The 26,051-nt window shown below is 66.7% G+C and carries 18 protein-coding genes; 7 read left to right on the top strand and 11 right to left on the bottom strand.

Annotated elements, in window-relative coordinates:
* Positions 1-20: 20 nt before the first annotated feature.
* Both SPHN_RS02460 and SPHN_RS02455 read right to left on the bottom strand, forming a co-directional pair.
* The gene (locus tag SPHN_RS02460; protein WP_248520883.1) at positions 21-1,199 is read right to left on the bottom strand and encodes an MFS transporter; all 1,179 of its coding nucleotides are present in this window, start codon (positions 1,197-1,199) and stop codon (positions 21-23) included.
* A gap of 11 nt (positions 1,200-1,210) precedes the next feature.
* On the bottom strand, positions 1,211-2,245 hold the full coding sequence (locus SPHN_RS02455) for an aldo/keto reductase (protein WP_248520882.1): 1,035 nt from the start codon (positions 2,243-2,245) through the stop codon (positions 1,211-1,213).
* Positions 2,246-2,331: 86 nt separating this feature from the next.
* On the opposite strand from SPHN_RS02455, the gene SPHN_RS02450 reads away from it, so the two are divergent.
* Positions 2,332-3,240, top strand: coding sequence for a LysR substrate-binding domain-containing protein (locus SPHN_RS02450; RefSeq protein ID WP_248520881.1), 909 nt, complete (start codon positions 2,332-2,334; stop codon positions 3,238-3,240).
* Between the two features lie 83 nt (positions 3,241-3,323).
* Here SPHN_RS02450 and SPHN_RS02445 read toward each other — a convergent pair whose 3' ends face one another.
* The 7 genes from SPHN_RS02445 to SPHN_RS02415 form a co-directional block, all read right to left on the bottom strand.
* Positions 3,324-4,607: a DEAD/DEAH box helicase gene (locus SPHN_RS02445; protein WP_248520880.1), complete on the bottom strand. Its 1,284-nt coding sequence runs from the start codon at positions 4,605-4,607 to the stop codon at positions 3,324-3,326.
* Positions 4,608-4,788: 181 nt separating this feature from the next.
* Positions 4,789-6,174 (bottom strand): M20/M25/M40 family metallo-hydrolase, encoded by a 1,386-nt coding sequence (locus SPHN_RS02440; RefSeq protein WP_248520879.1) that lies wholly within the window; start codon positions 6,172-6,174, stop codon positions 4,789-4,791.
* Between the two features lie 63 nt (positions 6,175-6,237).
* A complete protein-coding gene (locus SPHN_RS02435; protein ID WP_248520878.1) occupies positions 6,238-8,775 on the bottom strand; it encodes a TonB-dependent receptor in 2,538 nt (845 codons plus the stop codon).
* Between the two features lie 128 nt (positions 8,776-8,903).
* Entirely contained in the window at positions 8,904-10,469 is a 1,566-nt protein-coding gene (locus SPHN_RS02430) for a tetratricopeptide repeat-containing sulfotransferase family protein (protein WP_248520877.1), read from the bottom strand.
* An 80-nt stretch (positions 10,470-10,549) separates the two neighbouring features.
* Entirely contained in the window at positions 10,550-11,749 is a 1,200-nt protein-coding gene (locus tag SPHN_RS02425; RefSeq protein WP_248520876.1) for an AMP-binding protein, read from the bottom strand.
* Positions 11,746-13,035: a GGDEF domain-containing protein gene (locus SPHN_RS02420; RefSeq protein ID WP_248520875.1), complete on the bottom strand. Its 1,290-nt coding sequence runs from the start codon at positions 13,033-13,035 to the stop codon at positions 11,746-11,748. The genes SPHN_RS02425 and SPHN_RS02420 overlap by 4 nt, the downstream gene beginning before the upstream one ends.
* Before the next feature lie 10 nt (positions 13,036-13,045).
* Complete coding sequence (locus SPHN_RS02415; RefSeq protein ID WP_248520874.1) at positions 13,046-13,411, bottom strand: phosphonate transporter; 366 nt, start codon at positions 13,409-13,411, stop codon at positions 13,046-13,048.
* Positions 13,412-13,672: 261 nt separating this feature from the next.
* Here SPHN_RS02415 and SPHN_RS02410 point away from each other — a divergent pair, with 261 nt between their 5' ends.
* Together SPHN_RS02410 and SPHN_RS02405 are read left to right on the top strand one after the other, a co-directional pair.
* Entirely contained in the window at positions 13,673-15,418 is a 1,746-nt protein-coding gene (locus SPHN_RS02410) for a chloride channel protein (RefSeq protein ID WP_248520873.1), read from the top strand.
* A gap of 82 nt (positions 15,419-15,500) precedes the next feature.
* On the top strand, positions 15,501-16,859 hold the full coding sequence (locus tag SPHN_RS02405; protein WP_248520872.1) for a chloride channel protein: 1,359 nt from the start codon (positions 15,501-15,503) through the stop codon (positions 16,857-16,859).
* 13 nt (positions 16,860-16,872) lie between these two features.
* Here SPHN_RS02405 and SPHN_RS02400 read toward each other — a convergent pair whose 3' ends face one another.
* The gene (locus SPHN_RS02400; RefSeq protein WP_248520871.1) at positions 16,873-17,781 is read right to left on the bottom strand and encodes a LysR family transcriptional regulator; all 909 of its coding nucleotides are present in this window, start codon (positions 17,779-17,781) and stop codon (positions 16,873-16,875) included.
* Positions 17,782-17,889: 108 nt separating this feature from the next.
* Here SPHN_RS02400 and SPHN_RS02395 point away from each other — a divergent pair, with 108 nt between their 5' ends.
* From SPHN_RS02395 to SPHN_RS02380, 4 genes are all read left to right on the top strand, one after another.
* Positions 17,890-19,095, top strand: coding sequence for an MFS transporter (locus SPHN_RS02395; protein WP_248520870.1), 1,206 nt, complete (start codon positions 17,890-17,892; stop codon positions 19,093-19,095).
* Positions 19,095-20,072 (top strand): TIGR03571 family LLM class oxidoreductase, encoded by a 978-nt coding sequence (locus SPHN_RS02390; protein WP_248520869.1) that lies wholly within the window; start codon positions 19,095-19,097, stop codon positions 20,070-20,072. Before SPHN_RS02395 ends, SPHN_RS02390 begins: the two co-directional genes overlap by 1 nt.
* A 26-nt stretch (positions 20,073-20,098) precedes the next feature.
* On the top strand, positions 20,099-21,016 hold the full coding sequence (locus tag SPHN_RS02385) for a hypothetical protein (RefSeq protein ID WP_248520868.1): 918 nt from the start codon (positions 20,099-20,101) through the stop codon (positions 21,014-21,016).
* 256 nt (positions 21,017-21,272) lie between these two features.
* Positions 21,273-22,550, top strand: coding sequence for a histidine-type phosphatase (locus SPHN_RS02380; protein ID WP_248520867.1), 1,278 nt, complete (start codon positions 21,273-21,275; stop codon positions 22,548-22,550).
* Between the two features lie 152 nt (positions 22,551-22,702).
* Here the strand turns inward: SPHN_RS02380 and SPHN_RS02375 are convergent, their stop codons facing one another.
* Complete coding sequence (locus SPHN_RS02375; protein ID WP_248520866.1) at positions 22,703-25,411, bottom strand: TonB-dependent receptor plug domain-containing protein; 2,709 nt, start codon at positions 25,409-25,411, stop codon at positions 22,703-22,705.
* Positions 25,412-26,051: the final 640 nt, after the last annotated feature.

Raw genomic sequence — 26,051 nt, 5'->3', positions numbered from 1 at the left:
GCTTGGCCGGTGCGATCTCGCTAACCGATACTCGTCCGGGTTGCGGGCGTACACCGCGTCGATCTGTGCATGGCGACGATGATCCAGACCAAGCCGAGCGCGGAGGCTGCGGCCCCCGCCAGCGCTACGGCGGGATAGCCCATACCGGCTGCGATCACCCCGCCGCCGACCGCGGCGCCGACTGCGTTGCCGAGGTTGAACGCGCCGATGTTCATGGCCGAGGCGAGGTTGGGTGCGTCCGCGGCGGCGTGCATCACCCGGACCTGGAGCGGCGGGACCAGCGCGAAACTCGCAATTCCCCACAGCAATATCAGGATCGCGGTAGGTCCCTTGAACGGCATCAGCATCGCGAACCCGACAAGGATCGCGGCCAGCGCAGCGAGCGTCACGATCAGCGTCCGGTCGACCGAGCGATCGGCGAAGCGTCCGCCGAGCCAGTTGCCGATCGTCAGGCCGACGCCGTACGTCACCAGCATCGCGGTGACATAGCCGATCGAGGCGTGAGTCACCTCGCGCAGGATCGGCGTGATGTAGGTGAAGACCGTGAACATCGCACTCGCACCGATGACGGTGAGGCCCAGCGCCCCGAGCACCGGTCCCCGCGTCAGCACGCGGAGTTCCGCGATCGGATCGCTACCCACGGGCGCGGGCAGCGCCGGCAGCGTCAGGCGGAGCGCCACCATCGTCGCGACGCCGAGCGCCGAGATTCCCCAGAATGCCGAACGCCATCCGAGATGATCGCCGGCCCAGGTCGCAAGCGGCACGCCGACCACGTTGGCGATCGTCAGCCCCATGAACATCGCCGCGACCGCGCCCGCGCAGCGCTCGGCCGGGACGAGGCTGGCCGCGACGATCGCGCCGACGCCGAAGAACGCGCCGTGGTTGAACGACGTCAGGACTCGTGCCGCCATCAGCATGCCGTATCCGGTCGATACCGCCGCAAGCAGGTTGCCGATGGTGAAGATCCCGGCGAGCGCGATCAGCAACGTTCGCCGCGGCACGCGTCCGGTGGTCAGCGTCATCAGCGGCGCGCCGATCACCACGCCCAGCGCATAGGCGCTGATCAACAGCCCGGCGGTCGGGATCGACACGCCGAGATCGGTGGCGATGACGGGGAGCAGCCCCATCGGCGCGAATTCGGTCACACCGATGCCGAAGGCGCCGACGGACAGGGCCAGCAGGCCGGGATTGAGTTTCATGATGGCGCTCCTCAAACCAGCGCGGGGTTCAGGCGGGCGAAGCCCTCCTGCTGCCGGTACGGCGTGTGCGGGTAGGGGGGCAGGACATCGCTGGCGGCATCGAGCGTGGCGACCTGATCCGCCGACAGCGCCCAACCGACCGCTCCGAGATTGTCACGCAACTGCTCTTCGGTGCGTGCGCCGATGATGACCGACGCCACGGTCGGACGCCGCAACAGCCAGTTGATCGCGACCTGTGGCACGGTCTTGGCGGTGTCCGCTGCAACCGCCTCGAGCGCATCGATCACGCGATAAAGATGGTCGGTCTCGACCGGCGGCGCGAATTGCTCGGTATCGTGCAGGCGGCTGCCTGCGGGGATCGGCCGATCCCGCCCGATCCTGCCCGTCAGTCGGCCCCAGCCGAGCGGACTCCACACCAGCGCGCCGAGACCCTGGTCGGCCCCAAGCGGCATCAGATCGGCTTCATAGGCGCGGCCGATCAGCGAGTAATAGACCTGATGCGCGACGAGACGCGGCCAGCCGTACCGGTCGGCAATCGCCTGCGCCTTCATCACCTGCCAGCCCGGATAGTTGGAAACCCCCGCGTAGCGCACCTTGCCGGCGGCGATCAGTGTATCGAGCGTCCCCATCAGTTCCTCGGCCGGGGTGGACGCATCATAGGCGTGGACTTGAAGGAGATCGACATGATCCGTGCCGAGACGTCGCAGCGACGCCTCGACCGCACGGATCAGACGCGCGCGGGACGTGCCCCAGTCGCCGGGACCATCGCCCATCGGCAGTCCGGTCTTGGTCGACACGAGCACCTGATCGCGCCGCCCCTTGATCGCAGCACCGAGTACCGTTTCCGATGCGCCATTCGAATAGACGTCGGCGGTGTCGAACAGCGTGACGCCGGCGTCGAGGCAGATGTCGACCATGCGGCGTGCTTCGGTCTCGTCGCTGTGACCCCAGGCGCCGAACAACGGCCCGGATCCGCCGAAAGTGGCCGTTCCGAAGCTGAGGGCCGGGACGCGCAATCCCGAAGATCCCAATTGGCGATAGTCCATATCCATATCCCCGCTATTAACCTGATGCATAGATGGGTGGATCGAGGCGGCGCGATTAGCGGCTGCTTGCGCGAAGGATTTGTGAGATGAACGCAAAGGTGGGTCTGGGGGCTGATCGGGCGCGCGCGCTCGAACTGTTCGCGACGGTGATGCGCGAAGGCAGTTTCTCCGGTGCGGGCCGGGTGCTGGGGCTGACGCCATCGGCGGTCGCCCGGTCGCTCGATCGTATCGAAGCGCGGCTCGGGGTACGGCTGCTGCTCCGCTCCACCCGCGCGTTGACGGTAACCGCGGAAGGGCAGGCCTATCTGCAGATGGCCCGCCGGATTCTCGCCGATCTCGACGATGCCGAGCAACAGATCGCCGATCAGGGTGCGCCGCGTGGACGGCTGCGGATCAGCGCTGCGCTGTCACACGGGCGGTTGTGCATCGTGCCGCTACTCGGCGAATTCGCGCGCCTCTACCCGCATATTCTGGTGGACTTCGCGTTGACCGACACGATCGTCGACGTCGCCGCCGGCCAGGCGGACGTGGCGATCCGGTTCGGGCCGCTCGGTGACAGCCTGTTGACCGCGCGCAAGCTCGGGGAAAGCAGGCGGGTGATCGTCGCTGCGCCCGACTATCTGGCGAGATGCGGCACGCCGATGCGGGCCGAGGATCTGCACGCGCATAATTGCCTCAACTTCAACTTCCGCCGGGTCGAACCGGTCTGGCCGTTCCGCGTCGAGGGACGCGACGTCACCCTGTCGGTGAAGGGCAATATCGAAGCGAACAACGGCGAAACGCTCGGCCAGCTTGCCGCGGCGGGCGTCGGCATCGCGCGGGTCGGCGCGTTCAGCGTCGTCGACGATATCGCCGCTGGTCGGCTGATCGCCGTGTTGGAGGACTTGAACCCCGGCGATGTCGAGCTGATCCATGCGGTGTTCGTCGGCGGTGCCAACACGCCCGCGCGCGTCCGCGTGTTCGTAGATTTCCTCGCCGCCCGCCTCGCTCGATGAGCAGGGCCTGGTTGGGGCCGACGCACCGTGGTTGACCAAGGGGTGACCTAGCCTTTCACTCCGCCACCCCGTCCGACGTCGGTTCAGGCCGCCTGTGCGGCCATGCGCGCGGCGATCTTCTCTTCCTCGGTCCAGACCTTCCGCTCGCGCGGTGCCTTGGCCGGCTTGACCTGCTTGACCGGACCGCCGCCCAGCACGGGCGCGCGCTTGGTCGAGTGGCGCGCCACTTCGCAATGCCATTCATGGTCGTCCTGCACGGTCAGCGTGCGACCGATCTCGCGCTCGACGTCGTGCAACCACGCGCGCTGCTCGGCATCGCACAGCGTGATCGCAAAGCCGCTGCGGCCGGCGCGACCGGTGCGGCCGATTCGGTGGACATAGCTCTCGGGCAGGCTCGGCAGATCGTGGTTGAAGACGTGGGTGACGGTATCGACGTCGATGCCGCGCGCGGCGATATCGGTCGCGACCAGCACCTGCACGGTACCTGCCCGGAACGCGTCGAGTGCACGCTCGCGCTGGCCCTGCGACTTGTTCCCATGCAGCGCCTCCGCGGTGATCCCCGCCTCGCCGATGAACGCGCACACGTCGTTGGCGATGTTCTTCTGCAGTGTGAACACCACTGCCTGGCCCATGTTGGGCGTCTTGAGCAACGCGAGCAACGCCGCCTTCTTGTCGGCGGCGTCGAGGAACATTACCGACTGGTCGATCCGGTCGACGGTGGTCGATGGCGGTGCGATCTCGACCTTGGCGGGATCGCGCAACAGGCTCTCGGCCAGCGCGGCGATCGACTTCGGCATCGTCGCCGAGAACAGCAGGGTGTGCCGGTCCGTCGGCAGCGTCGCGACGAGCCGCTCGATCGGCTTGGCAAAGCCCATGTCGAGCATCTGGTCCGCTTCATCCAGCACCAGCGCTTCGAGCTGTGACAGGTCGCAAACGCCTTGATCGACCAGGTCGAGCAGGCGTCCCGGCGCGGCGACGATGATGTCGACGCCGGTTTCCAGCGCCTTGACCTGGTGGAACTGGCTGACGCCGCCGAAGATCGTCATCACGCTCGGCTTCAGATGCCGACCGAAGCTCTCGAAGCCGGCGGCGATCTGCGACACCAGCTCGCGCGTCGGCGCGAGGACGAGGATGCGCGCGCCGCCCTTGGGCGCCGGTCGCGGATCGGCGGCGAGGCGGTGGAGCAGCGGCAGCGCGAACGCCGCGGTCTTGCCGGTCCCGGTCTGCGCCATGCCAAGCATGTCGCGCCCCTGCAGCAGCATCGGGATCGATTGTGCCTGGATCGGGGTAGGGCTCACATAGCCTTCCTCCGCTAGCGCCTGCAGCAAAAACGGCGCGAGGGAGAGATCGGCAAAGGTCATGGTCATGGTAACGCGGCGCCTCCGGCGCTGGGCAAGCTGCGCCAAAGGGCTTAGCGTAGGGTGAGCGCGGGCAGCTAGAAGTGATGCTGCACTGCGTCAATGTAGAAAGCCGGGCGTCGGCATTTAATGCCCGGCTTCCCTCCCAATGTGGTGACGTCGCGAGAGGACCGCGCGCCCTGTCAGCGCGCTACTGCGTCAGATCGGTCAGCAGCGAGCGGTAATAGGTGATCGCCAGCGGGATATTGTCGATCGGCGTACGCTCGTTCAGGCCGTGGCTGAAGTCGTCGGATTGCTTGATGAAGGTCGGGCTGACGCCGTAGCTCGGCACGCCGACCGAGCGATACCACATCGAATCGCTCGCGCCCGCCGACATGCTCGGGAAAATCGGCACGCCGGGACGGATCGCGCCCATCGCCTTCTTCACCGCACCGGTCAGGTCGGCGCGCAGCGGCGAGGCGTCGGTCGGGTTCGATCCTTCGGTAACGTCGCTGAACTTGACGCCGGGGTCCGCGGCGACCCTGGCGAGCTCGGCCATCACGGTCGCGGGCTTCACGCCGGGAAAGATCCGGCAGTTGATGTTCGCGGTCGCGCGCTGCGGCAGCGCGTTGAGCGCATGACCGCCGTTGATCATCGATGTGACGCAGGTCGTGCCGATCTGGCCGACATACCCCGGATTGGCGGCAAGCGTCTCGATCGCCTTCTGATCCTTGGGATTAGCGGCGAAGGCGCGCATCGCCGCGCCGATCTCGGGCGTCTGGCGCGGTGCGACACCCTCGAAATAGCCCTTGGTGATCGGCGACAGCTGCGGTGTGAAGCGATAGTCGCCGATCCTGACCAGTGCTGCGGCAAGCTGGTTGATCGCGTTCACCTTCCGCGGCGCGGACGAGTGACCGCCGGCGCTGGTGGTTTCGAGCTGGAAGTCGGCATAGGTCTTCTCGGCCGCGCCGATCGTGAAATACTCGGCCTTGCCGTCTTCGCCGTACAGCCCGCCGCCACCATCGATGTTGAGCGCCATCTCGGCGGTCTTGAGCTGGTCGGCGAGCAGCGACGACGTCTTCATGACGGTTTCCTCGTCGCCCGACAGCGCGAGGACGATGCCGCGCTTGGGCGTGTACCCCGTCTTCTTCATGTCGAGCAGCGTGGCGATCGCGAGCGCGGCATCGAGCTTCATGTCGGTCGCGCCGCGGCCGTAGAGATAGCCGTTCTCGACCACCGGGGTGAACGGATCGCGTTCCCAGTCGGCGGGCTTGGCCTCGACGACGTCGATATGGCCGGAGAGGACGATCGGCTTCAACGCCGCGTCGCTGCCCTTCCACGTCGCGACCAGATAGGCGGTGTCGTCGACCGGCGTGACCGTCACGTCGCTCGCCGCAAAGCCGCCGCCGACCAGCACCGACTTCAGATATGCGGCGAGCTGCGGTGTCTGGTTGCCGGGACCGCGGACGCTGCGAAACGCGATCATCTTCTTGGCGATCTCGAGCCCGTTGGTCGCGGCGGTCTGCGCCTGAGCCGAGGCGGGCAGGGCGGTCATCACGGCGGTGCAGGCCAGGAGAAGCTTGAGCTTGGACGTCATCATCATCTTTCTTCGGAGAAAACTATCCTCCCCCTGGCGGGAGAGGATCGAAACGAGCCAGTCTTAGAATTTCGCCCCCGCTCGTAATCCGATCGTCCGGGGCGTGCTGGTGACGATGTAGGTGCGCTGCGAACACGTCCCGCATTGCTGGAACCGCGACAATTGCGCGCGTTCGTCCCATAGGTTCTGGACGAACAACTCGAGCGTATAGCCCGACAAGTCCGCGCCGATCGAGGCATTGGCGGTCGTGTAGGCCTTGAGCCGGCCAAAGCTCGCCGCCTGCGCGAGGCGGATATCCGCCGCCGCCGAACTCTGGTGCGCGACCAGCCCCTGAATATACGCCTTGGCCGTGCCGACCGGCACGCTGTAGCGCGCCGTCCCGCTCGCCTTGAAGCGCGGGGTGATCGGCAGGCGCGTACCCTTCGGCGCGAGCACGTCTGTGCCGTCGCCGCTACAGATCTGCGTCGCGCACAGGTCGTTGCGGGTCTTGGCATCGGTGTAGGATGCCGCCGCGGTCAGCGATAATCCGCCCGTCGAGATGTTCGCATCCGCCTCCACGCCCCTGATCCGCGCATTTGGCCCGTTCTGGATGATCGTGAAGCTGTTCAGCCCGAGGAACGAAAACTGGAACTTGTCCCACGCCTGTTGATAGATCGAGGCGTTGAGCCGCAGCCGATCGAACAGCGTGGTCTTCAGGCCGAGCTCGTAATTGGTCAGGAAATCCGCATCATACGGCGCGACGTCGCCGCGCCGGTTGATCCCGCCCGGCCGGAAACCCCGCGAGAAGGTGGCATAGGCGAGCACCGTGTCGGTGGGCTTGAACGTCAGGTTGAAGCGGTAGGTCGCGCCTTGTCCCTGCGTGCGCTTCGGGACCAACCCGGTGGTCGTGTAGGTCGCCAGATTGGTACAGGGCGATCCCGAAACCGCTGCGGGCAGCAACGCGGACGTATCGCCGCCGTTCAGATAGGCTTCGCGCAAGGTCTGGCCGTTCGCCAGATAACAGCCCGCAACGCCGGTCTGGCTGCTGCCCGCGGCGTTGAACGGCGTCGCGGTGTAGGGCCGGCCATCGTCGGGATCGACCGCGGGATTACGCCCGAACCCGTAGAAGCCGATCAGCGAATTGTCGTAGATATAGGCGCGGCCGCCCGCCGTCGCGGTCAGGTTCGGCAGGATGTCGAAGCTCGCCTCGCCGAATATCGCGTAATCCGTGTCGACGCGCTTCTGCTTGGTCAGCCACAAGGTGCCCGGCGAGCCGTTGACCGACACCGCGGTGCCGAGATTGGCGATCTGGTAGTCCTGGAAGATCGCGTTGGTCTGGCGCTGGTAGAAGGCACCGGCGACGATCCGGAACCGGTCCTCGACCGGCGACGCGACGCGCAGTTCCTGGCTGGTCTTCTTGAAATGGTCGGTGCCGATGATCTTCTGCCGCGGATCGATCGTCCGGCCCGCATTGTCCTGGTAATAGAAATAGCCGGCGAGACCCCCGACCGAGGAATAGGCCGAGTCATACGCCTCGGCATAATCGGTGTAATCGCTCGACGTGTACGTCTTCCGGTCGAGATACGCGCCGGCATAGGTGACGTCCCAATTGCCGACCTTGCCCTCGATCGTCAGCGCGCCCTGGATGAAGCGGTCCTTGCGGAATTCTGGGAAGAAATGCTGGACCTGGAGGTCGCCGACCTTGGGATCGTAGCCATAGGTGCCGTTGTTGCGCTGTTCCTGGTAGAGGATTGTCGGCGTCACGGTCCAGTTGCTGTCGAGGTCGACCTTCAGCGCCGCGCGGCCGCCATAGGTCTCGGTATCGTTGTAGTTCTTCTTCACGAACGCGGCATTGTCGACGACCACGCCGCCATTCGCCGAGGTACACGAGGTCGCGGTCGGCTCGGGCAGATAGCTGCGGCACCCGGCGACGTTGTCGATGAAGCCGGCATCGCGCTGGTAGAAGCCGACCACGCGCAGTGCCGCGGACTGTGACAGCGGCATGTTGAGCATGCCTTCGAGCTTGCTGCCGATCCCGCCCGACTTGACGCTGTTTACCTGGCCGTCGACGCGGCCGTAAAAGTCGCTCGTGTCGGGCTTGTTGGTGATGATCCGGATCGTGCCTGCTTCGGACGACGCGCCGTACAGCGTGCCCTGTGGCCCGGCCAGACTCTCGATCCGGGCGATGTCGTAGACATGGACGTCGAGCGTCCCGCCGATCGTCGTCACGGGCTGTTCGTCGAGATAGGTGCCGACCGACGGCAGCGGGCCCGAATGGTTGCCGTCACCACCCGATGCGACGCCGCGCATGTAGACGACCGTCGAGCCCGGCTGCGTCGTCTGGAACGACACGGACGGCAACAGCTGGGTATATTGGTTGAAGTTCGAGATGTTCAGGTCGTCGAGCCGCTTGGTGCCGATCGCCTGGATGCTGATCGGGACGTTCTGGATGTTCTGGTCGCGCTTCTGCGCGGTGACGACGATGTCGCCCTCATATTCGCCGGCCTGTGGCGCGGTCGCGTCCGGTGCTGCGGTTGCGACGGTTTGCGCAAACGCGGGAACGGCAACTGCCGACGACGCCAAGAGCGACGCGATCCACACGCGACGATCGAATATATGCATACTGTTGCCCCCAACGACGAATTCTGTCCGCAGAGTGTGTTGCGGCGCAACAAACGTCAAACGATGCTTGGGTCGTTGGAGATTTTTGTGACGCATCCGTGACGTTTTCGCCACGGGTCAGCGGGTGGTCAGGGGGTGGCGGACAGTCCCAGGGCCGATCGCAGCGGTCCGAGCCACTGGTCATAGGGACGCCACGCATCGACTCCGTCGCGATTGATCGGCCGGCGGACCTGTTCGGAACTTGCGGTGCGGACCGCGCGCTCAGTCTCGTGGAAGGCGAGGCAGGCGGGCTCGAAATCCAGTCCGCAGGCCGCGAGCAACGCGCGGACTTCTGCCTCGGTATTATCGAGCAAAGCCTCGTGATCGACGCGATGGATGCGGCCCGGCAACACCGTGTCGACATGCGTCATCAGCCGGACATAGTCACGATAATAGCGGCCGACATCGTCGAGCGAATAGCTGAACGTCTGCCCCCGCGCGTAATGCTGCTTGAAGTTCGAAAAACAGCAATCGAGCGGATCGCGGCGCGCATCGATGATCCGCGCGTTGGGCAAGACGAGGTGGATCAGCGCGATATGCGCCCAGTTGTTGGGCAGCTTGTCGATGAAGAACGGGCGATCGGTGCGCCGCTGGATCGCGGCACGACGCAGATAGTCCTCGCCGATGTCGCGCAACGCGTCGGCAGATAGCGCCTCCAGGCCGTGCGGATAGTTGGCGATGCGACGCGCCAGCGCCGGCATGTCGGGCAGTTCGGTAGTCCCCTCGACCAAGCTGTGGCTGGCGAGGATCTGTTCGATCAGCGTCGAGCCTGCGCGCGGCATGCCGAGCACGAAGATTGGGTCTGGGGCGTCGCAGCCTTGGCCACGGCGCGTGTTCAGGAAATCGGGCGTCAGCAGCGCGATGCTGCGGTCGACGAAGGCGGTGGTCTCGTCGGCGTCGTAGACGATGCGCGTGCGGCGCAGCGCGTTGCCGGCCGCGTAATGCGCGAACGACCGCGCCGGATCGCGGCGGTCCTCAAACGCCTTGCCAAGCGCGAAGTCGAGGTGGAACCGGTCCTCGTCGTCCAGGTCGTCGCGTGCGAGGGCGGCCTTCATCGCCGCGATATCATTCTCGTCGAAACGCACCGTCTTGAGGTTGGCGAGGCTCCACCAGGCATCGCCCAGCGTCGGCAACAGCGACAGCGCGCGGCGATACGCGGCGATGCCGTCGTCGCGACGGCCGACGGTCTTGAGCATATGCCCATAGCTCAGCCACACGCGCGGCTGGCCCGGTGCGTCGCGCAGCACCTTTTCGTACAGCGCGATCGCGTCCTCGAACCCACCCAAACGGCCGAGTGCGGCGGCCTTCAGATTGGCGTGGCCGGGATTGTCCGGCTCGTCGGCGATCACCGCATCGAGCAACGTCAATGCCTCGGGCGCGCGGTTCTGGCGATACAGCACGAGCGCGAGGTTCGCGCGCGCCGCGGTAAAGCCCGGCGCTAGCTCGACCGCGCGCCGCAGCAACGCCTCCGCATCGCCGTACCGCCCGATCCGCCCGGCCAGTTCGGCCAGCATTCGGATCGCGCGCGCGTCGAACGGGTCCTGCTTGAGATACGCCTTGAGCAGCGGCTCGGCGACGTGAAGCTGGTTGTCGTGCAACGCCAGCGCGGCCTGCATGAGATCGTTCGGCCAGCGCGGGGTCGGAAGGGAAGCCATCGCCCCGGACAGTCGCGGCGCGACGGGTTGACGTCAAGCAGTCGTGATCCGGTTTCAACGTCGAGACCGGGGCGATCGGGTTATGTCCAGTCGCACAGCTTTCCCATCGCATCGCGCGGCAACGCAGGTCCGAACCGGATGGTCTTTGGCCGCTCGGGGCTAGCCAGCCGCTCCGCGATCGCCTGTTCGATCGACGCCGAGAGTTTTTCACGATCACGATCGTCGTGCGGGACGACGAAGGCCTTGAGCCGCCCGTCGATGTGCAATCGCACCGCGGCGTCGGCCACGCCATCGATGGTCCGCAGCAGATCGGCGATGCGCATGGGCCAGACATTGTTGCCACCGACCTGCACGGCGCCGTCGCGCCGACCGATCGGGCGCAGGCTGCGCTCACCGATCCGCTCGATATGATCGGGCAGATCGTATCGACCGCCGCGATCGTCGCGGAGCTGCCACGCATCGTTCGCGTCATCGTGTCCGGACGGTACCAACTGCCACCGAGGCAAGAGCGCATACGCGGTCGCTGGCAGGTCGCGCATGGCGATGCCGCTCGTCTCTGAGGAGCCGTAGATATCCACCAGCCGGGCCAACCCGGCCGCGAGCAGGTCGGCCGCAAGCCGGCCGTCGAGCGGTCCGGCCGAGCTCACCCCGACGACGTCTGCGGGCAGGGCGCGTGTCAGGCGCAGGATCGCCCGCCACTGGTCCGGGACCGCGACGACAAGATCGCCCGCGATCAGGTCGAGCGGCGTCCCGAGGGCCCGGGCCACGACCGGCACGCCCAGCGCGGCCGGCAGCAACGCCGTCCAGATGATCCCGTACAGGTGATGCGCGGGGACCAGCGCCACGACGCGGCGACGGTCGGAAAACTGCGTCGCCAGGAACGCCGCCTCGCCCAGAAGGTCGGCGATCGCATGGCTGCAAGGCTTGGGACTGCCGGTCGAGCCGGACGTTCGCACCGTCATCCGGCCGTCGCCGGAAGCCTGTCCGCGCATGATCCAGTCGATCCAGTCGCCGACCGTGCGTGGCGGCTCCCGCCCGAGCAGCGCGTCGTCAAGGCAGAACGTCTCCGCCAGGGTGCCGAGCGCACCCAATTGCTCCATCGAATCGAGTCCCAGCCCATCGTCGCCAATCGCCAGCACGTCGGACCAGTCGTTCGGTTCGGCGAGCGTTTGCCCGTTCCCGCGCCATCGCCGCACCTCCGCCGCGACGACGGCACAGGCGATCCTTCGGGCAGCGGCGCGCGACACGTCGGCGTCGCCAGACGGGGCGGCGGTGGTCACGCTGCGCGGGCAGCGGACCGATAGACCCGATTGCGTCCTTCGCGCTTGGCGGCATAGAGCCGCTTGTCGGCCAGCGCGATAAGCGCATCGATCGATCCGCCCGCTTCATCGAGGGTCGCGCAGCCGAGGCTTGCGGTCACCTTGAGTGGCCCACGCGGTGTTTCGAGTTGCATGGCGGCGATCGCCTTGCGCATGTCGTCGGCCAATCCGATCGCCTGATCGTGATCGAAGCGCGGCAGCAGCACCCCGAACTCCTCGCCACCCAGCCGCGCGAAGATGCCGCGCGGCGGTAGCAGCGCGATGCAAACCTCGGCGACGCGGCGGAGCAGGACGTCGCCGACCGGATGGCCATGCGTGTCGTTGACCGCCTTGAAATGATCGAGGTCGAGGACGATCAGCGACAGCGCATGCCGCAATTCGCGCCAGTGCGCCTGTTCGCGCTCGAGGTTCTGGCTGAAATGGCGGCGGTTCGACGCGCCCGTCAGGTGGTCGATGGTCAACAGGCGGCGCATGTCCTCGGCGGCCGCCTCGCGCCGTGGCACGTCGCGCAGCACGACCGAGAAACCGGTCAAACTGGGGCCATCGCCGTCGGATCGCGCGACGACGAGGCGCTGGCACCAATAGCGTCCGCCCTCGGCGCGCTGCTGCCACCCTTCCTGTAGATGCCAGCCGTCCCGTGCGGCAATTTCGAGCTGTTCGTCGAGCTGCAGGTCGCCGCCCGACGTGTCGGCCTCCAGCACGTCCGCCAGGTTGTGTCCCGTCACGGCAGCGCAATCGTGACCGGTCTGCTTCGTGAAACAGGCATTGGCCGACGCGATCCTGCCATCGGGCGTGATCGCGAGTGCGGCGTATTCATTGACCCCGTCCAGCAGCGTCGCGAACCAGGTATCCGCCTGGCGCAGCCGGACCTCCTGGACGACCTGCTGGCTAATATCGGCCAGCGTCACCATCAGGCGATCGGCGCCCAGCTTGACGAGCGTACACGCGAGCACCTTCGGTGCCTGCGCGCGCCGGCCCTGGCCCAGGTCGACGAAGATGCGATGCCCGTCGCAGATCTTGCCGGTTGCCGGCGCATAGTCCTCGACGATGCTCCGCAATTCCGGAGCGTGTTGTTCGAGCGCGATGAACAGGTTGCCGGCATCGCGCGGCCCGGCGAGCGGCAGCAGATGCTGCATGGCGTGCGGGTTCATCAACGCGATGTCGCCGGCCAGATTGCATTCGATCAGCCCGACGGGGCAGGCATACAGGAATTCCAGGAGCTGTTCTTCGCTCGACTTGTCGGTCATCGCCGCACCCTCATCGTTCGATCAGGATGTAGCGGCGTGGCATCTCGGCCTGCGCGATCAGCCGCAGGCGAACCCTGGTCGGGCGCATCCGCAAGGTCAGCACATAGGGCACGATGTCGTCGATCTCGGGCTCGTCGTCGAACCGCTGCGCGACCATGAAGTTGTTCATGCACTGCGCGACGGCGTCGAAGAACGGCACGCCCATGACGGTCGCCGGGTCCAGCCCCGACATCCGCGCCTCCGTCGCATTGTAGGTCTGCACGATGGTGTCAGCCCCGAAGCCGACGACCCCGAACGGCAGTGCGTCGCGGTCTTCGTCGCGCATCGATTCGAGATCGTTCAGTGAAACGGCTTCAAAACTCGCAGGTGTCGACACGCGGTATAGCTCCCTTGGTCGTCGCATGATGCCCGAGGACCGTTAAACTTCGACTAAGACCATTGCCGCCCGCCTGACGAATCGGCCTCCTATGTGCCCCCAATGCGGCGCGGCTCGGCCCGGCCGAGCGACCTTGCGATGCCGTTTCTGCTCGAACCGAGCGAACGTGCTCAAGCCGATCGACAGTACCGATAATATCGCTGTGTGGTCCGATCCGCGGGCGGTACGACGCCGGGCATCCCCCGGCTGAGGCGATCGAACGTGCAAGTCCTTGTCCTGCTCAAATGGCTTCGTCGCCGCGTCCGCGCGAGCGAGGCTGCGTTCATCGTTCTGGCGACGCTCGTCGGGGCGGCGGCGGGCCTGCTCAGCGTGGCGCAAGGCGCGATTGCACGCACGCTGCAACACGGCCTGTTCGACCTGTCGTCGGCAGACCGTCTCAGCGCACTGCCGTCGCTGCCGCCCGCGTCGCTCGTCGTGCTGCCGATCGGCGGGATCGTACTTGCCGCATTCACCTGGGCGACCCGCGCCCGCAAACGCCGCATGCTCGATGCGGTCGAGGCCAACGCGCTCCACGGCGGCCGGATGTCGGTGCCGGACAGTCTCGTCATCTCCGGGCAGACGATGGTGTCGAACGGTTTCGGCGCTTCCGTCGGGCTGGAGGCGGCCTATGCGCAGCTCGGCGGCGCGATCGGCTCGGTTGCGGGGGCCGTATTCAACCTGCGACGTGCGGACCTGCGCAATCTCGTCGGGGCTGGCACGGGGGCGGCGATCGCGGCGGCGTTCGGCGCGCCGCTTGCCGGGGCGTTCTACGCGTTCGAAATTGTCATCGGCGCCTATACGCCGGCCGCGCTGGCCCCGGTCGTCGCGGCGGCGCTCGCGGGCACGCTGGTCGCGCACCAGCTCGGGATCCAGCCCTATGTGATCGATGCCGTGTCGACGATGCCGATGGAGGCACATCATTATCTGAACTATCTGATCTACGCCGGTCTCGGGGCGCTTTGTGCCGGGATCGGGATTGCCCTGATGCGCGCGGTCGCGCTGGTCGAGATGGGCACGCGCCGCGCCAGGCTGCCGGAATGGGCCCGTCCGGCGATCGGCGGCCTGTTGCTGATCCCCGTCGCGCTAATCTCGCCGCAGGTCCTGTCGGCGGGGCATGGCGCGCTTCACGCCGATCTTGCCATCGGCGCACCACTGGCCTTCATCGCGACGATATTCCTGGCGAAGTGCGCAGCGTCGATCGTGTCGCTGGGCTTTGGCTTTCGCGGTGGGCTGTTCTTCGCCTCGCTGTTCCTCGGCACGCTCGTCGGCCATATGTTCGCCGGCGGTCTGGAGGCGATCTTCGGCCAGGCCGTGATCGATCCGCGCAACGCTGCCCTGGTCGGAATGGCGGCTCTGGCAGTCGCGGTGGTCGGCGGTCCCATGACCATGGCCATGCTCGTATTGGAGGCCACGCATGATTTCGCGTTGACCGGCGCAGTGCTGGCGGCCGCCTTGGTCTCGTCGACGATAGTCCGCGAAACGTTCGGCTACAGCTTCTCGACCTGGCGCCTTCATCTCCGGGGTGAGACCATCAAGAGCGCGCGCGATGTAGGCTGGGTCAAGACGCTCACCGCCGGCCGAATGATGCGACGCGAAACGAAGGCGCTGCCCGCGACGACGACGATCGCGGAGTTTCGGCGGCGCGTACCGCTCGGCGCGACCAGCCGGACCGTGCTGATCGATACGGACGACCGCTACGCCGGTATCGTCCAGACGCCGACCGCCTATGCCGAGGGACTCGAGCTGACGGCGCCCGTCGGCCAGCTTGCGGTCAATGGCGATGCGGCGCTGTCGCCGACGATGGACATCGCCGAGATCATGCGTCGCTTCGACGCGTCGGGCGCAGACGAGCTCGCCGTGCTCGACGACGATCGTGGCGTGCTGGGAATCCTGTCGGAGTCCTTCGTCCGCCGCCGCTATGCCGAAGAACTGGAGAAGGCGCAGCGCGACCTGTTCGGCGAACGGTGAGGTCGCCTCGCGCCGGATCGCTTTTCGGCACGCTTCGGGGTTTCGGGGTGACGCCGCCGGCTTGGTAATCTAGGTCGACCTCATGGCTGCGTTCTTCGATCGTCTGATGCCGGCAAAGCGCTGGACTCCGTCACGCTATCGCGCGCTGCTTCGGGCGCGTGGCCCTCGATCGGTGCAATTTCGGACGCGCGCCGCCATTCTCGTTGGGGCGATCCTCGTCGGTATCGTCGCGACGCTGTTCGCCGAGGCCGCGGATCGGGCGGCGGAGGCGTTCGCCGGCTTTGCGCGGATCTGGCGCTGGCTGCCGCTGCTGACGACCCCGTTGACGTTCATGGTCCTGGTCTGGCTCACGCGGCGATACGCACCGTTCGCGCGCGGTTCGGGTATCCCGCAGGTCATCGCCGCGCAGGCCGATCCGAACGCCGCAACCCGCACGCTCATCTCGCTGCGCACGGTCGCGGCCAAGGCGGTGCTGACGATCGGTGCGGTGCTGGGCGGCGCTTCGGTCGGTCGCGAAGGACCGACCGTCCAGCTTGCCGCTTCGGTGATGGGGCTTACGCACCGCCTCCTGCGCGTGCCATTGCGTGGCGGCGTGCTGATCGCCGGCGGTGCGGCAGGCGTTGCCGCCGCCTTCAATACGCCGCTTGCCGGGCTGATGTTCGCGATCGAGGAACTGGCGTCGGCGTATGAACAGCGGGTCACGCTGCTGGTGCTCGCCGCGATCGTGATCGCCGGGATGGTCGCGCAGTCCGTGCAGGGCGATTATATCTATTTCGGTGCGATCGGCGCGCACATGCCGTTGCTGTCGGCGCTGCTGGTCGCGCCGGTCGCGGGGATCGTCGGTGGCATGGCGGGCGGGCTGTTCTCGCGCATGCTGCTGGCCATGGCACTCGGACGCAACCGCGTGACGCAGTGGACCCGTGCCAATCCGATCAAGTTCGCGGGCGGCTGCGGGATGGTGGTCGCGGTTCTCGGCACGGCCACCGGGTTGACCTGGGGTACCGGCTATTCCGCGGCGCGCGCGATGATCGTCGGGGTCGATGCCCCCTTATGGTTCGGGCCGGCCAAGTTCCTGGCGACGGCCGCGACCGCGGTCGCAGGACTGCCGGGCGGGATCTTCGCGCCATCGCTCGCAGTCGGTGCAGGCGTCGGCAATCTGCTGCGGCAGGTGTTCCCCGGCGAGCCGGCGAGCGCGATCGTCATCCTCGGCATGGTCGCGTATTTCGCAGGCGTCGTCCGCGCGCCGCTGACCGCGGTCATCATCCTGTCAGAGACGACCGCGAGCCGGGGGCTGATGCTGCCGATGTTCGCGACCGCGTTCATCGCCGACGCCGCCAGCCAGTGGGTCTGCCGCGAGAAACTCTATCACGGACTGTCCAGGACGTTCGCCGTCCCGCCCGCCAACTCGCCGGTTATCCCGCCCGTCACCCCGGCGCGCTGACCGCCGCCGCCGGTCACTCGATCCGCAATCCCTCGGTCAGCGCTTCGAGCAGCGCGTCGACCTTGGGCGTAAGCTGGCGGCTTCTGCGCCAGACCAGATGCAGCGGTAGGCCGACCGTCGCCAGTTCCGGGAGGACCTCGACAAGCTCGCCGCGCTCGAGTTCGTCCTTGATCAGCCACGTCGCGAGCTGCGCGATCCCGAACCCGGCTTTTACCGCGCCGACCTGCGCTTCGGCGCTGCCGAGGACGATGCGGGCTTCCATCGGGTATTCCTCGATGCGCCCGGCGTCGCGCGCGAACCGCCAATTGGCCGTGCTGCCATCGCCGCGGCCGTAGAGGATGGAGTCGAACGCCGCGAGCGCATCGGCATTCGCAGGCATGCCCCGCCGCTCCAGATAGGCAGGGGCGGCGCAGATGATGACGCGCTCGCTGCCGAGGTAGCGGTGACCGAGATTGTCCGGCCAGGGTTCCCCCGCGCCGATCCGGATCGCGACGTCGACGCCCTCCTCGACGATGTCGATCTTGCGGTCGGTGAAGGTGATGCTCGGGCGCAGATTCGGGTGGCGTTCGGCAAAGGCGAGCAACAGCGGCATCGCCTGCATCCGCCCGAACGCGATCGGCACGTCGACCTTCAACCGCCCGACGATCTCCGATCGATGCGCTGCAAGCACCGCCTCGGCATCGGCAAGCTCGCCGAGCACCCGCACGCATGTTTCGTAGAAAGCGGCACCGACGTCGGTCAGCGTCAGGCGGCGGGTCGTGCGCTCGAACAGCCGACTGCCCAGCCGCGCCTCGAGCCGCGCGACACTCTTGCTGACCGCCGAATTGGTCAGGTTCAGCCGCGCCCCGGCGGCGGTAAAGCTGCCCGCATCGGCGGTGCAGACAAAGGCTTCGATACCCTTGAGACGTTCCGACGGGATCATGGCAGTGCATCCATTATGGAATAATTGTCGCTCTATGCACGAATTAATGCCGCACGACGTGCGTTTTCGTCGCGCGTAGAGAGGGCGCCATTCAGGAGTCCTTTGCCAATGTCGTCCCCCAGCCATCCTATCCACGCCGCCCCGCCGGGCACCAAGTCGGCGGGGCATGGCTTAGCCGTGCTGTTGCTGGCGATCTCCGCGTTCGTGATCGTCACCACCGAGTTCATCATCGTCGGACTGTTGCCGAGCCTCGCGCGCGATCTTGGCATCTCGATCACCGTCGCGGGGCAGCTCGTCACGCTGTTCGCCTTCACGGTCATGCTCGCAGGGCCGTTCCTGACCGCGATGCTCTCGCACTTCGAGCGCAAGCGACTGTTCGTCGTGATCCTCGTGATCTTCGCCGGTGCGAACGCGCTGGCCGCCGCGGCCCCCGATATCTGGGTCCTCGGCCTCGCACGGTTCCTGCCGGCGCTGGCACTACCGGTGTTCTGGGGCACCGCCAGCGAAACCGCAGGCGAACTCGCAGGTCCCGAAAAGGCCGGCAAGGCGGTCGCCAACGTCTATCTCGGGATTTCCGGCGCGATGGTGCTCGGCATTCCGCTCGGTACGCTCGCCTCGACCGCGTTCGGCTGGCGCGGGACGTTCTGGGGGCTGTCGGGCCTGTCGCTGCTGATGGCGGTGCTGTTGCTCGTCGTGATGCCGACGCTGGCACGCCCCGCGCGCGTCAGGCTCGCCGAACAGGCACGCATCCTCAAGGACCCGTATTTCCTCGGCAACGTCGTGCTGTCGGTCATCGTCTTCACCGCGATGTTCACCGCCTATACCTATCTCGCCGACACGCTCGAGCAGATCGCGCATATCCCGGCAGGGCAGGTCGGCTGGTGGCTGATGGGCTTCGGGATCGTCGGTCTCGCCGGCAATTGGCTGGGCGGGCAGTTCGTCGGCCGCGGGCCGCTGCTGGTGACGGCGATCACGGCGCTGGTGCTGGCGATCGGCATGGCCGCGACGACCCTGGTCGCTGGCTCGACCGTCTGGCTGGCGATCGCGCTCGCGGTCTGGGGCATCGCCAACACCGCGCTCTATCCGATCTGCCAGGTGCGCGTCATGCAGTCGGCGAGCCATGCGCAGGCGCTGGCGGGCACGCTCAACGTCTCGATGGCCAATGCCGGCATCGGCCTCGGCGCGATCATCGGCGGTTCGGTGATCCAGCATCTCGGGCTCGGCGCGGTCGGCTATGTTGCCGCCGCGATCGCGATCCTCGCGGTGCTGGTGACGCCGCTGGTGCACCGGCTGAAGGCCCGGAGCGCCAGCTGATGGACACGCCCGACGCACTGGCACCGGATCTGGCCGGACACGCCGCCTATGCGCGCGTGTTCCAGCCCGGCCGGCTGACGCTGGGCTTCATCGCCCCGCTCGAAGCCTATCCGACCGCGCCGTGGCCGACGCTCGCCGATCACGCGGCACTGGCGCGAAAGGTCGATACGCTCGACTTCGCGGCGATCTGGCTGCGTGACGTGCCGTTCTATGATCCGAACTTCGGCGATGTCGGGCAAGTCCTCGATCCGATGGTCTATGCCGGCTGGCTCGCGGCGCAGACGACGCGGATCGCGATCGGCACGGCGGGCATCGTCCTGCCGCTGCGCGATCCGCTGATCGTCGCCAAGCAGGCGGCGAGCGTCGACCAGCTGCTCGGCGGGCGCTTTCTGCTCGGGCTGTCGACCGGCGACCGTCCGTCGGAGTTCGCGGCGTTCGACAGCAATCTCGACGATCGCCCCGAACGCTACCGCGATGCGATCGACGTCATCCGCGCCGCGACCGAACGGTCGTTCGCCCGGCATGCGTCTGCGTATTACGGCACGCTCGACGGCAGCATCGACATGGTCCCCAAGCCGGTCGGACCGCGATTGCCGATCCTCGCGATCGGCCGCGCCGGGCAGACGCTGGACTGGCTCGGCGCCAATACCGATGGCTGGATATGGCATCTCAGCGACGCGCGGCGCCTGCCCGACGTTCTCGCCCGGTGGCGAACGGCAACCGCCGACGGCCCGTACAAGCCGTACGGCTATGGCGCGATGTTCGACCTGCTCGCGGACCCGGATGCACCGCTGGCCTATGCCAGCGGCGGTATCCGTAGCGGTCGCAACGCGCTGATCGACCTCTGGAAGCGTCAGCGGGACGAGGGCGTGGCGCATGTCGCGCTCAACCCCAAGCCGTCGCGCCGCCCGTTTGCGGACGTGGCCGACGAACTCGCGACGTATGTCCTGCCGCATTTTCCGACCGACTCGCGTTAACCCCCCTCATCATCAGGATGTCACCCATGCCCAAGGTTTCCACCACGACCGATTACGCATCGCGCGACGCGAGTATCGCGATCAACAGCTACACGACCGTCCTGCGCCGTCCCCGCGTGCCGCACGACGTGTTCGCCACCTATTGGCGCGACGTCCACGGCCCGCTGTGCTCGCGCATCCCGGGTCTCGGCTGGTACGTCCAGAACCATCTGAACCGCGAACAGGACGCGCATCTCTGGCCGGCTATCGACGGCATCGCGCCGTTCGCGGACTATGAACTCGACGGCGGGGTCGAGATCGGGTTCGCATCGAAAGCCGACCAAGACGTCTTCAACGCGGCGAGCCACATCCTGTTCGCCGACGAGCAGAACATGTTCGCGGCCACCGTCGCCTATGCGCTGCCCAACGGATCGCGCACGCTGGTCGACCGCATCGCCGACCCGATACCCAATGGCGATGACGGCTTCGACCGTATCCACGTTCACTTCGGCGCGGCCGACGGCGACGCCGGGACGTTCGCCACGTTCATGACCGAGTTTGCCGAAACGCTCGCCGCCGACGCCGCGGTGTTGAAGCTTCGTCTGCATGTGCCGGACCGCTACGACAATGCCGAACCCGCCCCGCCGGCACCCAATGTCGATCATCTGGTACCCCCGGAGCGTGCACGGATCGCGGTGATCGAACTCGCCTTCGAAAGCCCGCTGACCCGGCGTGCGTTCTTCGAATCCGACGCGTTCACCGCAACGCACGCCGCGCAAAAGGCGCATATCGCGTATGTCTCGGCCTTCGCGGTCAGCGGCGTCTACACCTATGTCCGCGACACGCAGCTCACCACCGCCGGGTTGCGCGGTAGCCGTCAGGCGCAGCTGATCGAGCGGCTCGGCGCCAACAATCAGGTGGCCGCCGACGTGCGCGGTCTGATGCAGACGGGCTCCGTCGACTAGCGATCGTTGACATCGCGGTGAGGGCGGATCGGGATCGGCGACGTCCGTGTCATTGATCCGACCCCGCGACGTCATCAAACTGTACCGCCACGCTCGTACCCGGTCGGGGGATGACCGCCGCCAACCTCACCGCGACCGATCCTGCGCCACGCGGTCGTCGCGGGCGGCGTCCAGTCGCACCATGTCCGCGACACCTAGTCTGTGGATATACCGATTGCGGGCGCACGTTCACGGCCGGCGTAGGGGCGAAGTTCTGATGCGGATCATATCCATCGCGGCTGGCCTCGCGCTGGCCCTCTCGACCATGGCGGGGCCGGTTGCGGCGCAGACCACGCCGCCGCCGTCACAGGACAAGCTCGAACGCGTCGTCATCGTCATGCGCCACGGCGTCCGCAGCGCGATGTCGAGCCCGGAAGACCTCGGCCGCTACAGCCGCCGCGCATGGCCGAAGTTCGCGGTGCCGCCGGGCCATCTGACCGCCAACGGCGCGACGCTCGTGACGATGCTCGGCGGCTGGTACCGCGCGCAGTACCGGCAGTTGGGGCTGCTCGGTGCGAACGACTGCGCAGTGTATTACTGGGCGAACCATACGCAGCGGACCGAGGCGACCGCCACCGCACTCGCCGCCGGCCTGACGCCGGGATGTGCAGCAACGATCCACCGGTCCGCCGCGGCCCCCGATCCGCTGTTCGAGGCACCGCAGACGCCGCTCGCCCCACTCGACCCGCAGCGGATGCTGGCGGCGATATCCGCGCGGGTCGACGGCGACCTCGCCGCATGGGACGCGCGGCAGGCCCCCGATCGCGACCGGTTCGAGGCGCTGTTGCTGCAATGTCGTCGCATCCCCTGCTCGTCGGTCGAGCGAAGCAAGGTGCAGCGCCGCTTAGGCGACACGCCCGTCGCGATGCGGATCGACGATGGCAAACCGGACCTGTCATCCCCCAGCCTGCAAGTCGCCGGGATCGCCGAGAGCCTGGTGATGGCCTATGCCGACGGGCTCGCCTTTCCCGGATGGCGCGGGATCGATGCGGCGACGATCGGCAAGGCGCTCGTCGTGCACGGCGCCGGCATCGACCTGCGCACCCGCACCCCGGAAGTCGGACGCCAGACCAGCAGCTACCTCGCGATGCGCCTGCTCGCCACGCTCCAGCGCGGTGCCGGCGCGACCGCCTTGGCCGACCCGATCGGCGACGCGGAGAAGATCGTCGTCCTCAGCGGGCACGACGGTACGGTGACGATGCTCGCCGGGCTGCTCGGCCTCGACTGGAAACTGCGCGACTATGGCGCGGGCGAAGCGGCACCGGGCGGCGGGTTGGTGTTCGAGGTCTGGCGGCAGGGCATGAGCGGCCAGCAGGTCGTCCGCACCCGCTATGTCGCGCAGGGCCTCGACCAGATGCGCCACCAGATCCCCTTATCGGAACGCACACCGCCGGACAGCGTCGCGCTGACGATACCCGATTGCCCCGAAACCTGCCCCCTGTCGGCGTTTGCCGGCCATGTCCTGAAGCAGGTGTCGACCGGTCCGCAACGCTGACACCCCGGACCAAACGGCTGTCCGCGGCGGTCTCAGATCGGACGTGTGGGCGGAGCACCCCAGCATGCTCCGCCTTGAACGCACCGATCCAGGCCGCGGGGACGCCTGCCGCGACCCCGCGTCTCTGGCTGGATCAGTATTTTCTGGCCGGATCAGTATTTGACCCGAAGGCGCGTGTAGTAGAACCCACCGTTGAACCCGAACGGTCCGCCGTTACGGGGATACACCTGACCGTCGGAGGTCCCGCCGGTCAGCGGATAGATCTGGACCGTGGATGTCGGTGCCAGCCGGTCGGGCCGTTCGTCGGTGAAGTTCTGTGCACCGATCGACAGCGTGACATGCTTGGCGAAGAGGTAGCTCAGTTCGATATCCGTCGTGAACTTCCCGCCGAACCGCTGATTGGCATACCCCTCGGCCGGTGTCGTGGCGGTGGCCGCCTCGGTCACGGTCACCCCGTAATCCTGCGCGCTGGTCCACGAGCTGTAGTAGTTCTCACGGACGTTGAGGCTCAGATTGCGCAACGACCAGTTCGCGTTCGCCACGAGGCGATGCTTCGGCGCCAGATTTTCGGCATCGATCCGTTGGGCAAGCCCGATGACCTGCTGGTCGAACGATCGCAATTTGGTGTCGTTATAGTTGTAGGCCAGCGAGAAATTGAGCAGCGCCTCGCTCAGCGTGGTACGATAGGTGCCGACAAAATCGACACCGCGCGTCCGCGTCTTGAAGCCGTTGGTGAAATACTGCACCTGACCGTCGACACCGACCGCCTGCAGCGCCGGCTGTGCCGCCACCGCAGCCGCGTCGACGATGAACGGCGATGTCAGGCCGATCCGGTTGCGCAGGTCGATCTGGTATCCATCCACCGTGATCGTCATGCCGCGGACTGGTTCGAGGATGACGCCGGCCCCATAGTTGGTCGACTTTTCGGGCGTCAGGGCCTCTGCGCCGTAATATTGCGCCGGTGCGCTGTTGACCGGATAGGTGCCCGCCTGGAACGCGTTGCCGTTGTTGAACGACGTCGTGACGATCGAGACGTTCGACTGGCCCGGCGACGGCGCGTGGAAGCCGGTGCCGAAGCTGCCGCGGACCGAGAGGCCCTCGACGATCTTGTAGAGCGCGTTGACCTTGCCGACCCAGGCGCTGCCGAACGTGTTGTAATGCTCATAGCGACCGGCGGCGCCGACCGTCAGCGCGTCGGTGAGATCGGTTTCGAGACCGACATAGGCGGCATAGGCCTTCTGGTCGAACTTGCCCGCGGTCGCCTCGCTGGTACCTGCATAGCCGCTGGCGCCTACGCCCTGCGCCGCGGTCGTGCCCGAATCGACGTACACGCCCGGCGCGGTCTGCGTGTAGAGCTGCTGCGCGACGGCATAGGGGCCGGCGGCATAGGATTGCAGGTCGCCCGCGGTCTGCTCATAGGTTTCCTTGCGGAATTCGCCGCCCGCCGAAATCGTCAACGGCGCTGCCAATCCGACCTCGGCCGCATAGGTGAAGTCCGCGTTGAAGTTCACTTCCCGCTGGATCAGATCGCCGAAGTCGAAGCTCGTCTGCGTCGCGGGCCCGAAGGAGAAGTTGGCCGAGTCGTACATCGACAGCGACAGCGTGTTGCGCGCCAGCGTCCCCGACAGGTCGTAGCTGAAAGCGCCGCTGGTGCCCTTGTAGCCCAGCACCCCGTAGAGTTCCTGCGTCTTGCCGACGAAGCGCGGCGTGAAGCCCGTCGGATAGAGCTTGCCGAACGTGAAGGTGTTGCCGTCGCGCACGAAGCCATCGCTCGGGCAGGTCGCGTTCCCGGCGGGGCAGGGGGTCAGGAAGAACGTGTTGTTGAACGCGCCATTGGCACCCTGATTGCGCACGACGCCATTCGTATCGACCGCGGTGCTGCTCACCGAGGCGCGATAGTTGAAGCTCTGATTGCCCTTGCTCTGGGCAAAGTTGCCGAAGAAATACAGCTTGCTGTCGGGGGTGACGTTGATCGCCGCGTTGAGCACCGACTTGAACCCGTGCGACGGCGAATTGCCCCAGATCTGCACGGGCAGCGGATAATTGGGCAGCAGCGACGCCTGTGCGGGGAAGTTCTGTGCGAAGTTCGCCGCCGACGGGCGCGTCCGGCCACGGCTGGTCTGGCCCTCGTCGACATATTCGCCGGTCGCGTTGATAAAGCCCCAGTCGCCCTTGATGCCCGCATTGCCCGCGATCTGATAGCTTTCGCCGTCACCAGCATAATATTGCCCGGTGCGACCGACCAGTTCGATACCCTGATCCTCGCGCAGCCCATAGTTCAGCACGCCGGCGATCGCATCGGAGCCATATTGCGCGGTGGCCCCTTCGCGGAGCACCTGCAGGTTGCCGATCGCGAGTGACGGGATTGCCGAGATATCGGGGCCCTGCGCACCACGGCCGAGCCCGGTGTCGCTGCCGCCATACACCTGCACCAGCGCCGAACGGTTATAGCGCTTGCCGTTCAGCATCACGAGGACCTGATCGCCCGACAGGCCGCGCAGCGAGGGCGAGCGGACGAAGGTCGAGGCGTCCGAGATCGAATTCTGCCCGGCGTAGAACGAGGGCACGATATTCTTGAGCGCATCGATCATGTTCGCGGCAGGCTGTGTCGTCAGGTCGGCCGAGCTGATGATGTCGACCGGCGACGCCGAGTTTGCCAGCGTCCGATCGGTTCGGCGCGTACCCAGCACGAGAATGTCGGCAGCGGGTTCGGCCTCGACGGGTGCGACGGCTTGCGGTGCCGTATCCTGTGTGGATTCCGGGACGGCGTCCTGCGGCGATGCGCGGCCGGCGGCATGAGCCGGGAATCCGGATACCAGTGCGACCGCCATTGCGACGGTCGAGGTCGTGTACTTCATCATCCTAAGCCCCCTTGGAAAGTGGCTCTCAGGATCCGCCCCTAATGCATCCTCGCTTGGCGCCGCCGGTTGCATCCGGCGTGATTGCGAGTGTCTTTGTAAAGGCTGCGACGCGCGCGGCACGGCAGCGCGCGCTATGCGAAATGGTCGGGCAAAACCGGCGAACCGATCGAGAATCGTGCAGCGGTCGGGCGCCGATCGACGATCCGGACGTCGCGACGTGATCCGCTGGCAGGCACGCGTTCGATGCGCGGGAAGGAAGCCACGGGCAGCGGCAATATCGAGCCACGATAAGCGGTTGCCCTCATACCGCGGCACTCACGCGACATCGCATCGGCGCGGTGACGGGAGAGCGGAGCGCATAGTGCAACACGGACCTCCTTCTCTGCCGAGCTCGCAGGGTGCAAAGACCCTGGACCGCGCCACTGGTTGAGAAACATTACCGTAATATTCACCATAGCCCTGGCGCTTTGACAATAGAAAATGCGGCACTGCACAAACGTTTTGCCATTTTGTTGCAATTTTATCTCAATCGGTGTCCCTCGTGCTGCACGCTACGGGCGCGCGAGACTGAGTCCCGATCAGTCGATTTCACAAAAAAACAGGGCTTTCCGTCGGCAAACGGAAAACCCTGTTCGGTAGC

The organism is Sphingomonas faeni (genome assembly GCF_023195535.1).
Classification (GTDB): domain Bacteria; phylum Pseudomonadota; class Alphaproteobacteria; order Sphingomonadales; family Sphingomonadaceae; genus Sphingomonas; species Sphingomonas faeni_B.
Note: the sequence above shows the minus strand (reverse complement) of the source record. Positions and strands in the feature narration are given on the sequence as shown.

Excerpts from the sequence above, each read along its gene's own strand:
- SPHN_RS02460 (WP_248520883.1), bottom strand. The coding sequence starts at position 1,199 with ATGAAACTCAATCCCGGCCTGCTGGCCCTGTCCGTCGGCGCCTTCGGC.
- SPHN_RS02455 (WP_248520882.1), bottom strand. The coding sequence starts at position 2,245 with ATGGACTATCGCCAATTGGGATCTTCGGGATTGCGCGTCCCGGCCCTC.
- SPHN_RS02450 (WP_248520881.1), top strand. The coding sequence starts at position 2,332 with ATGAACGCAAAGGTGGGTCTGGGGGCTGATCGGGCGCGCGCGCTCGAA.
- SPHN_RS02445 (WP_248520880.1), bottom strand. The coding sequence starts at position 4,607 with ATGACCATGACCTTTGCCGATCTCTCCCTCGCGCCGTTTTTGCTGCAG.
- SPHN_RS02440 (WP_248520879.1), bottom strand. The coding sequence starts at position 6,174 with ATGACGTCCAAGCTCAAGCTTCTCCTGGCCTGCACCGCCGTGATGACC.
- SPHN_RS02435 (WP_248520878.1), bottom strand. The coding sequence starts at position 8,775 with ATGCATATATTCGATCGTCGCGTGTGGATCGCGTCGCTCTTGGCGTCG.
- SPHN_RS02430 (WP_248520877.1), bottom strand. The coding sequence starts at position 10,469 with ATGGCTTCCCTTCCGACCCCGCGCTGGCCGAACGATCTCATGCAGGCC.
- SPHN_RS02420 (WP_248520875.1), bottom strand. The coding sequence starts at position 13,035 with ATGACCGACAAGTCGAGCGAAGAACAGCTCCTGGAATTCCTGTATGCC.
- SPHN_RS02405 (WP_248520872.1), top strand. The coding sequence starts at position 15,501 with ATGGCTGCGTTCTTCGATCGTCTGATGCCGGCAAAGCGCTGGACTCCG.
- SPHN_RS02400 (WP_248520871.1), bottom strand. The coding sequence starts at position 17,781 with ATGATCCCGTCGGAACGTCTCAAGGGTATCGAAGCCTTTGTCTGCACC.
- SPHN_RS02395 (WP_248520870.1), top strand. The coding sequence starts at position 17,890 with ATGTCGTCCCCCAGCCATCCTATCCACGCCGCCCCGCCGGGCACCAAG.
- SPHN_RS02390 (WP_248520869.1), top strand. The coding sequence starts at position 19,095 with ATGGACACGCCCGACGCACTGGCACCGGATCTGGCCGGACACGCCGCC.
- SPHN_RS02385 (WP_248520868.1), top strand. The coding sequence starts at position 20,099 with ATGCCCAAGGTTTCCACCACGACCGATTACGCATCGCGCGACGCGAGT.
- SPHN_RS02380 (WP_248520867.1), top strand. The coding sequence starts at position 21,273 with ATGCGGATCATATCCATCGCGGCTGGCCTCGCGCTGGCCCTCTCGACC.
- SPHN_RS02375 (WP_248520866.1), bottom strand. The coding sequence starts at position 25,411 with ATGATGAAGTACACGACCTCGACCGTCGCAATGGCGGTCGCACTGGTA.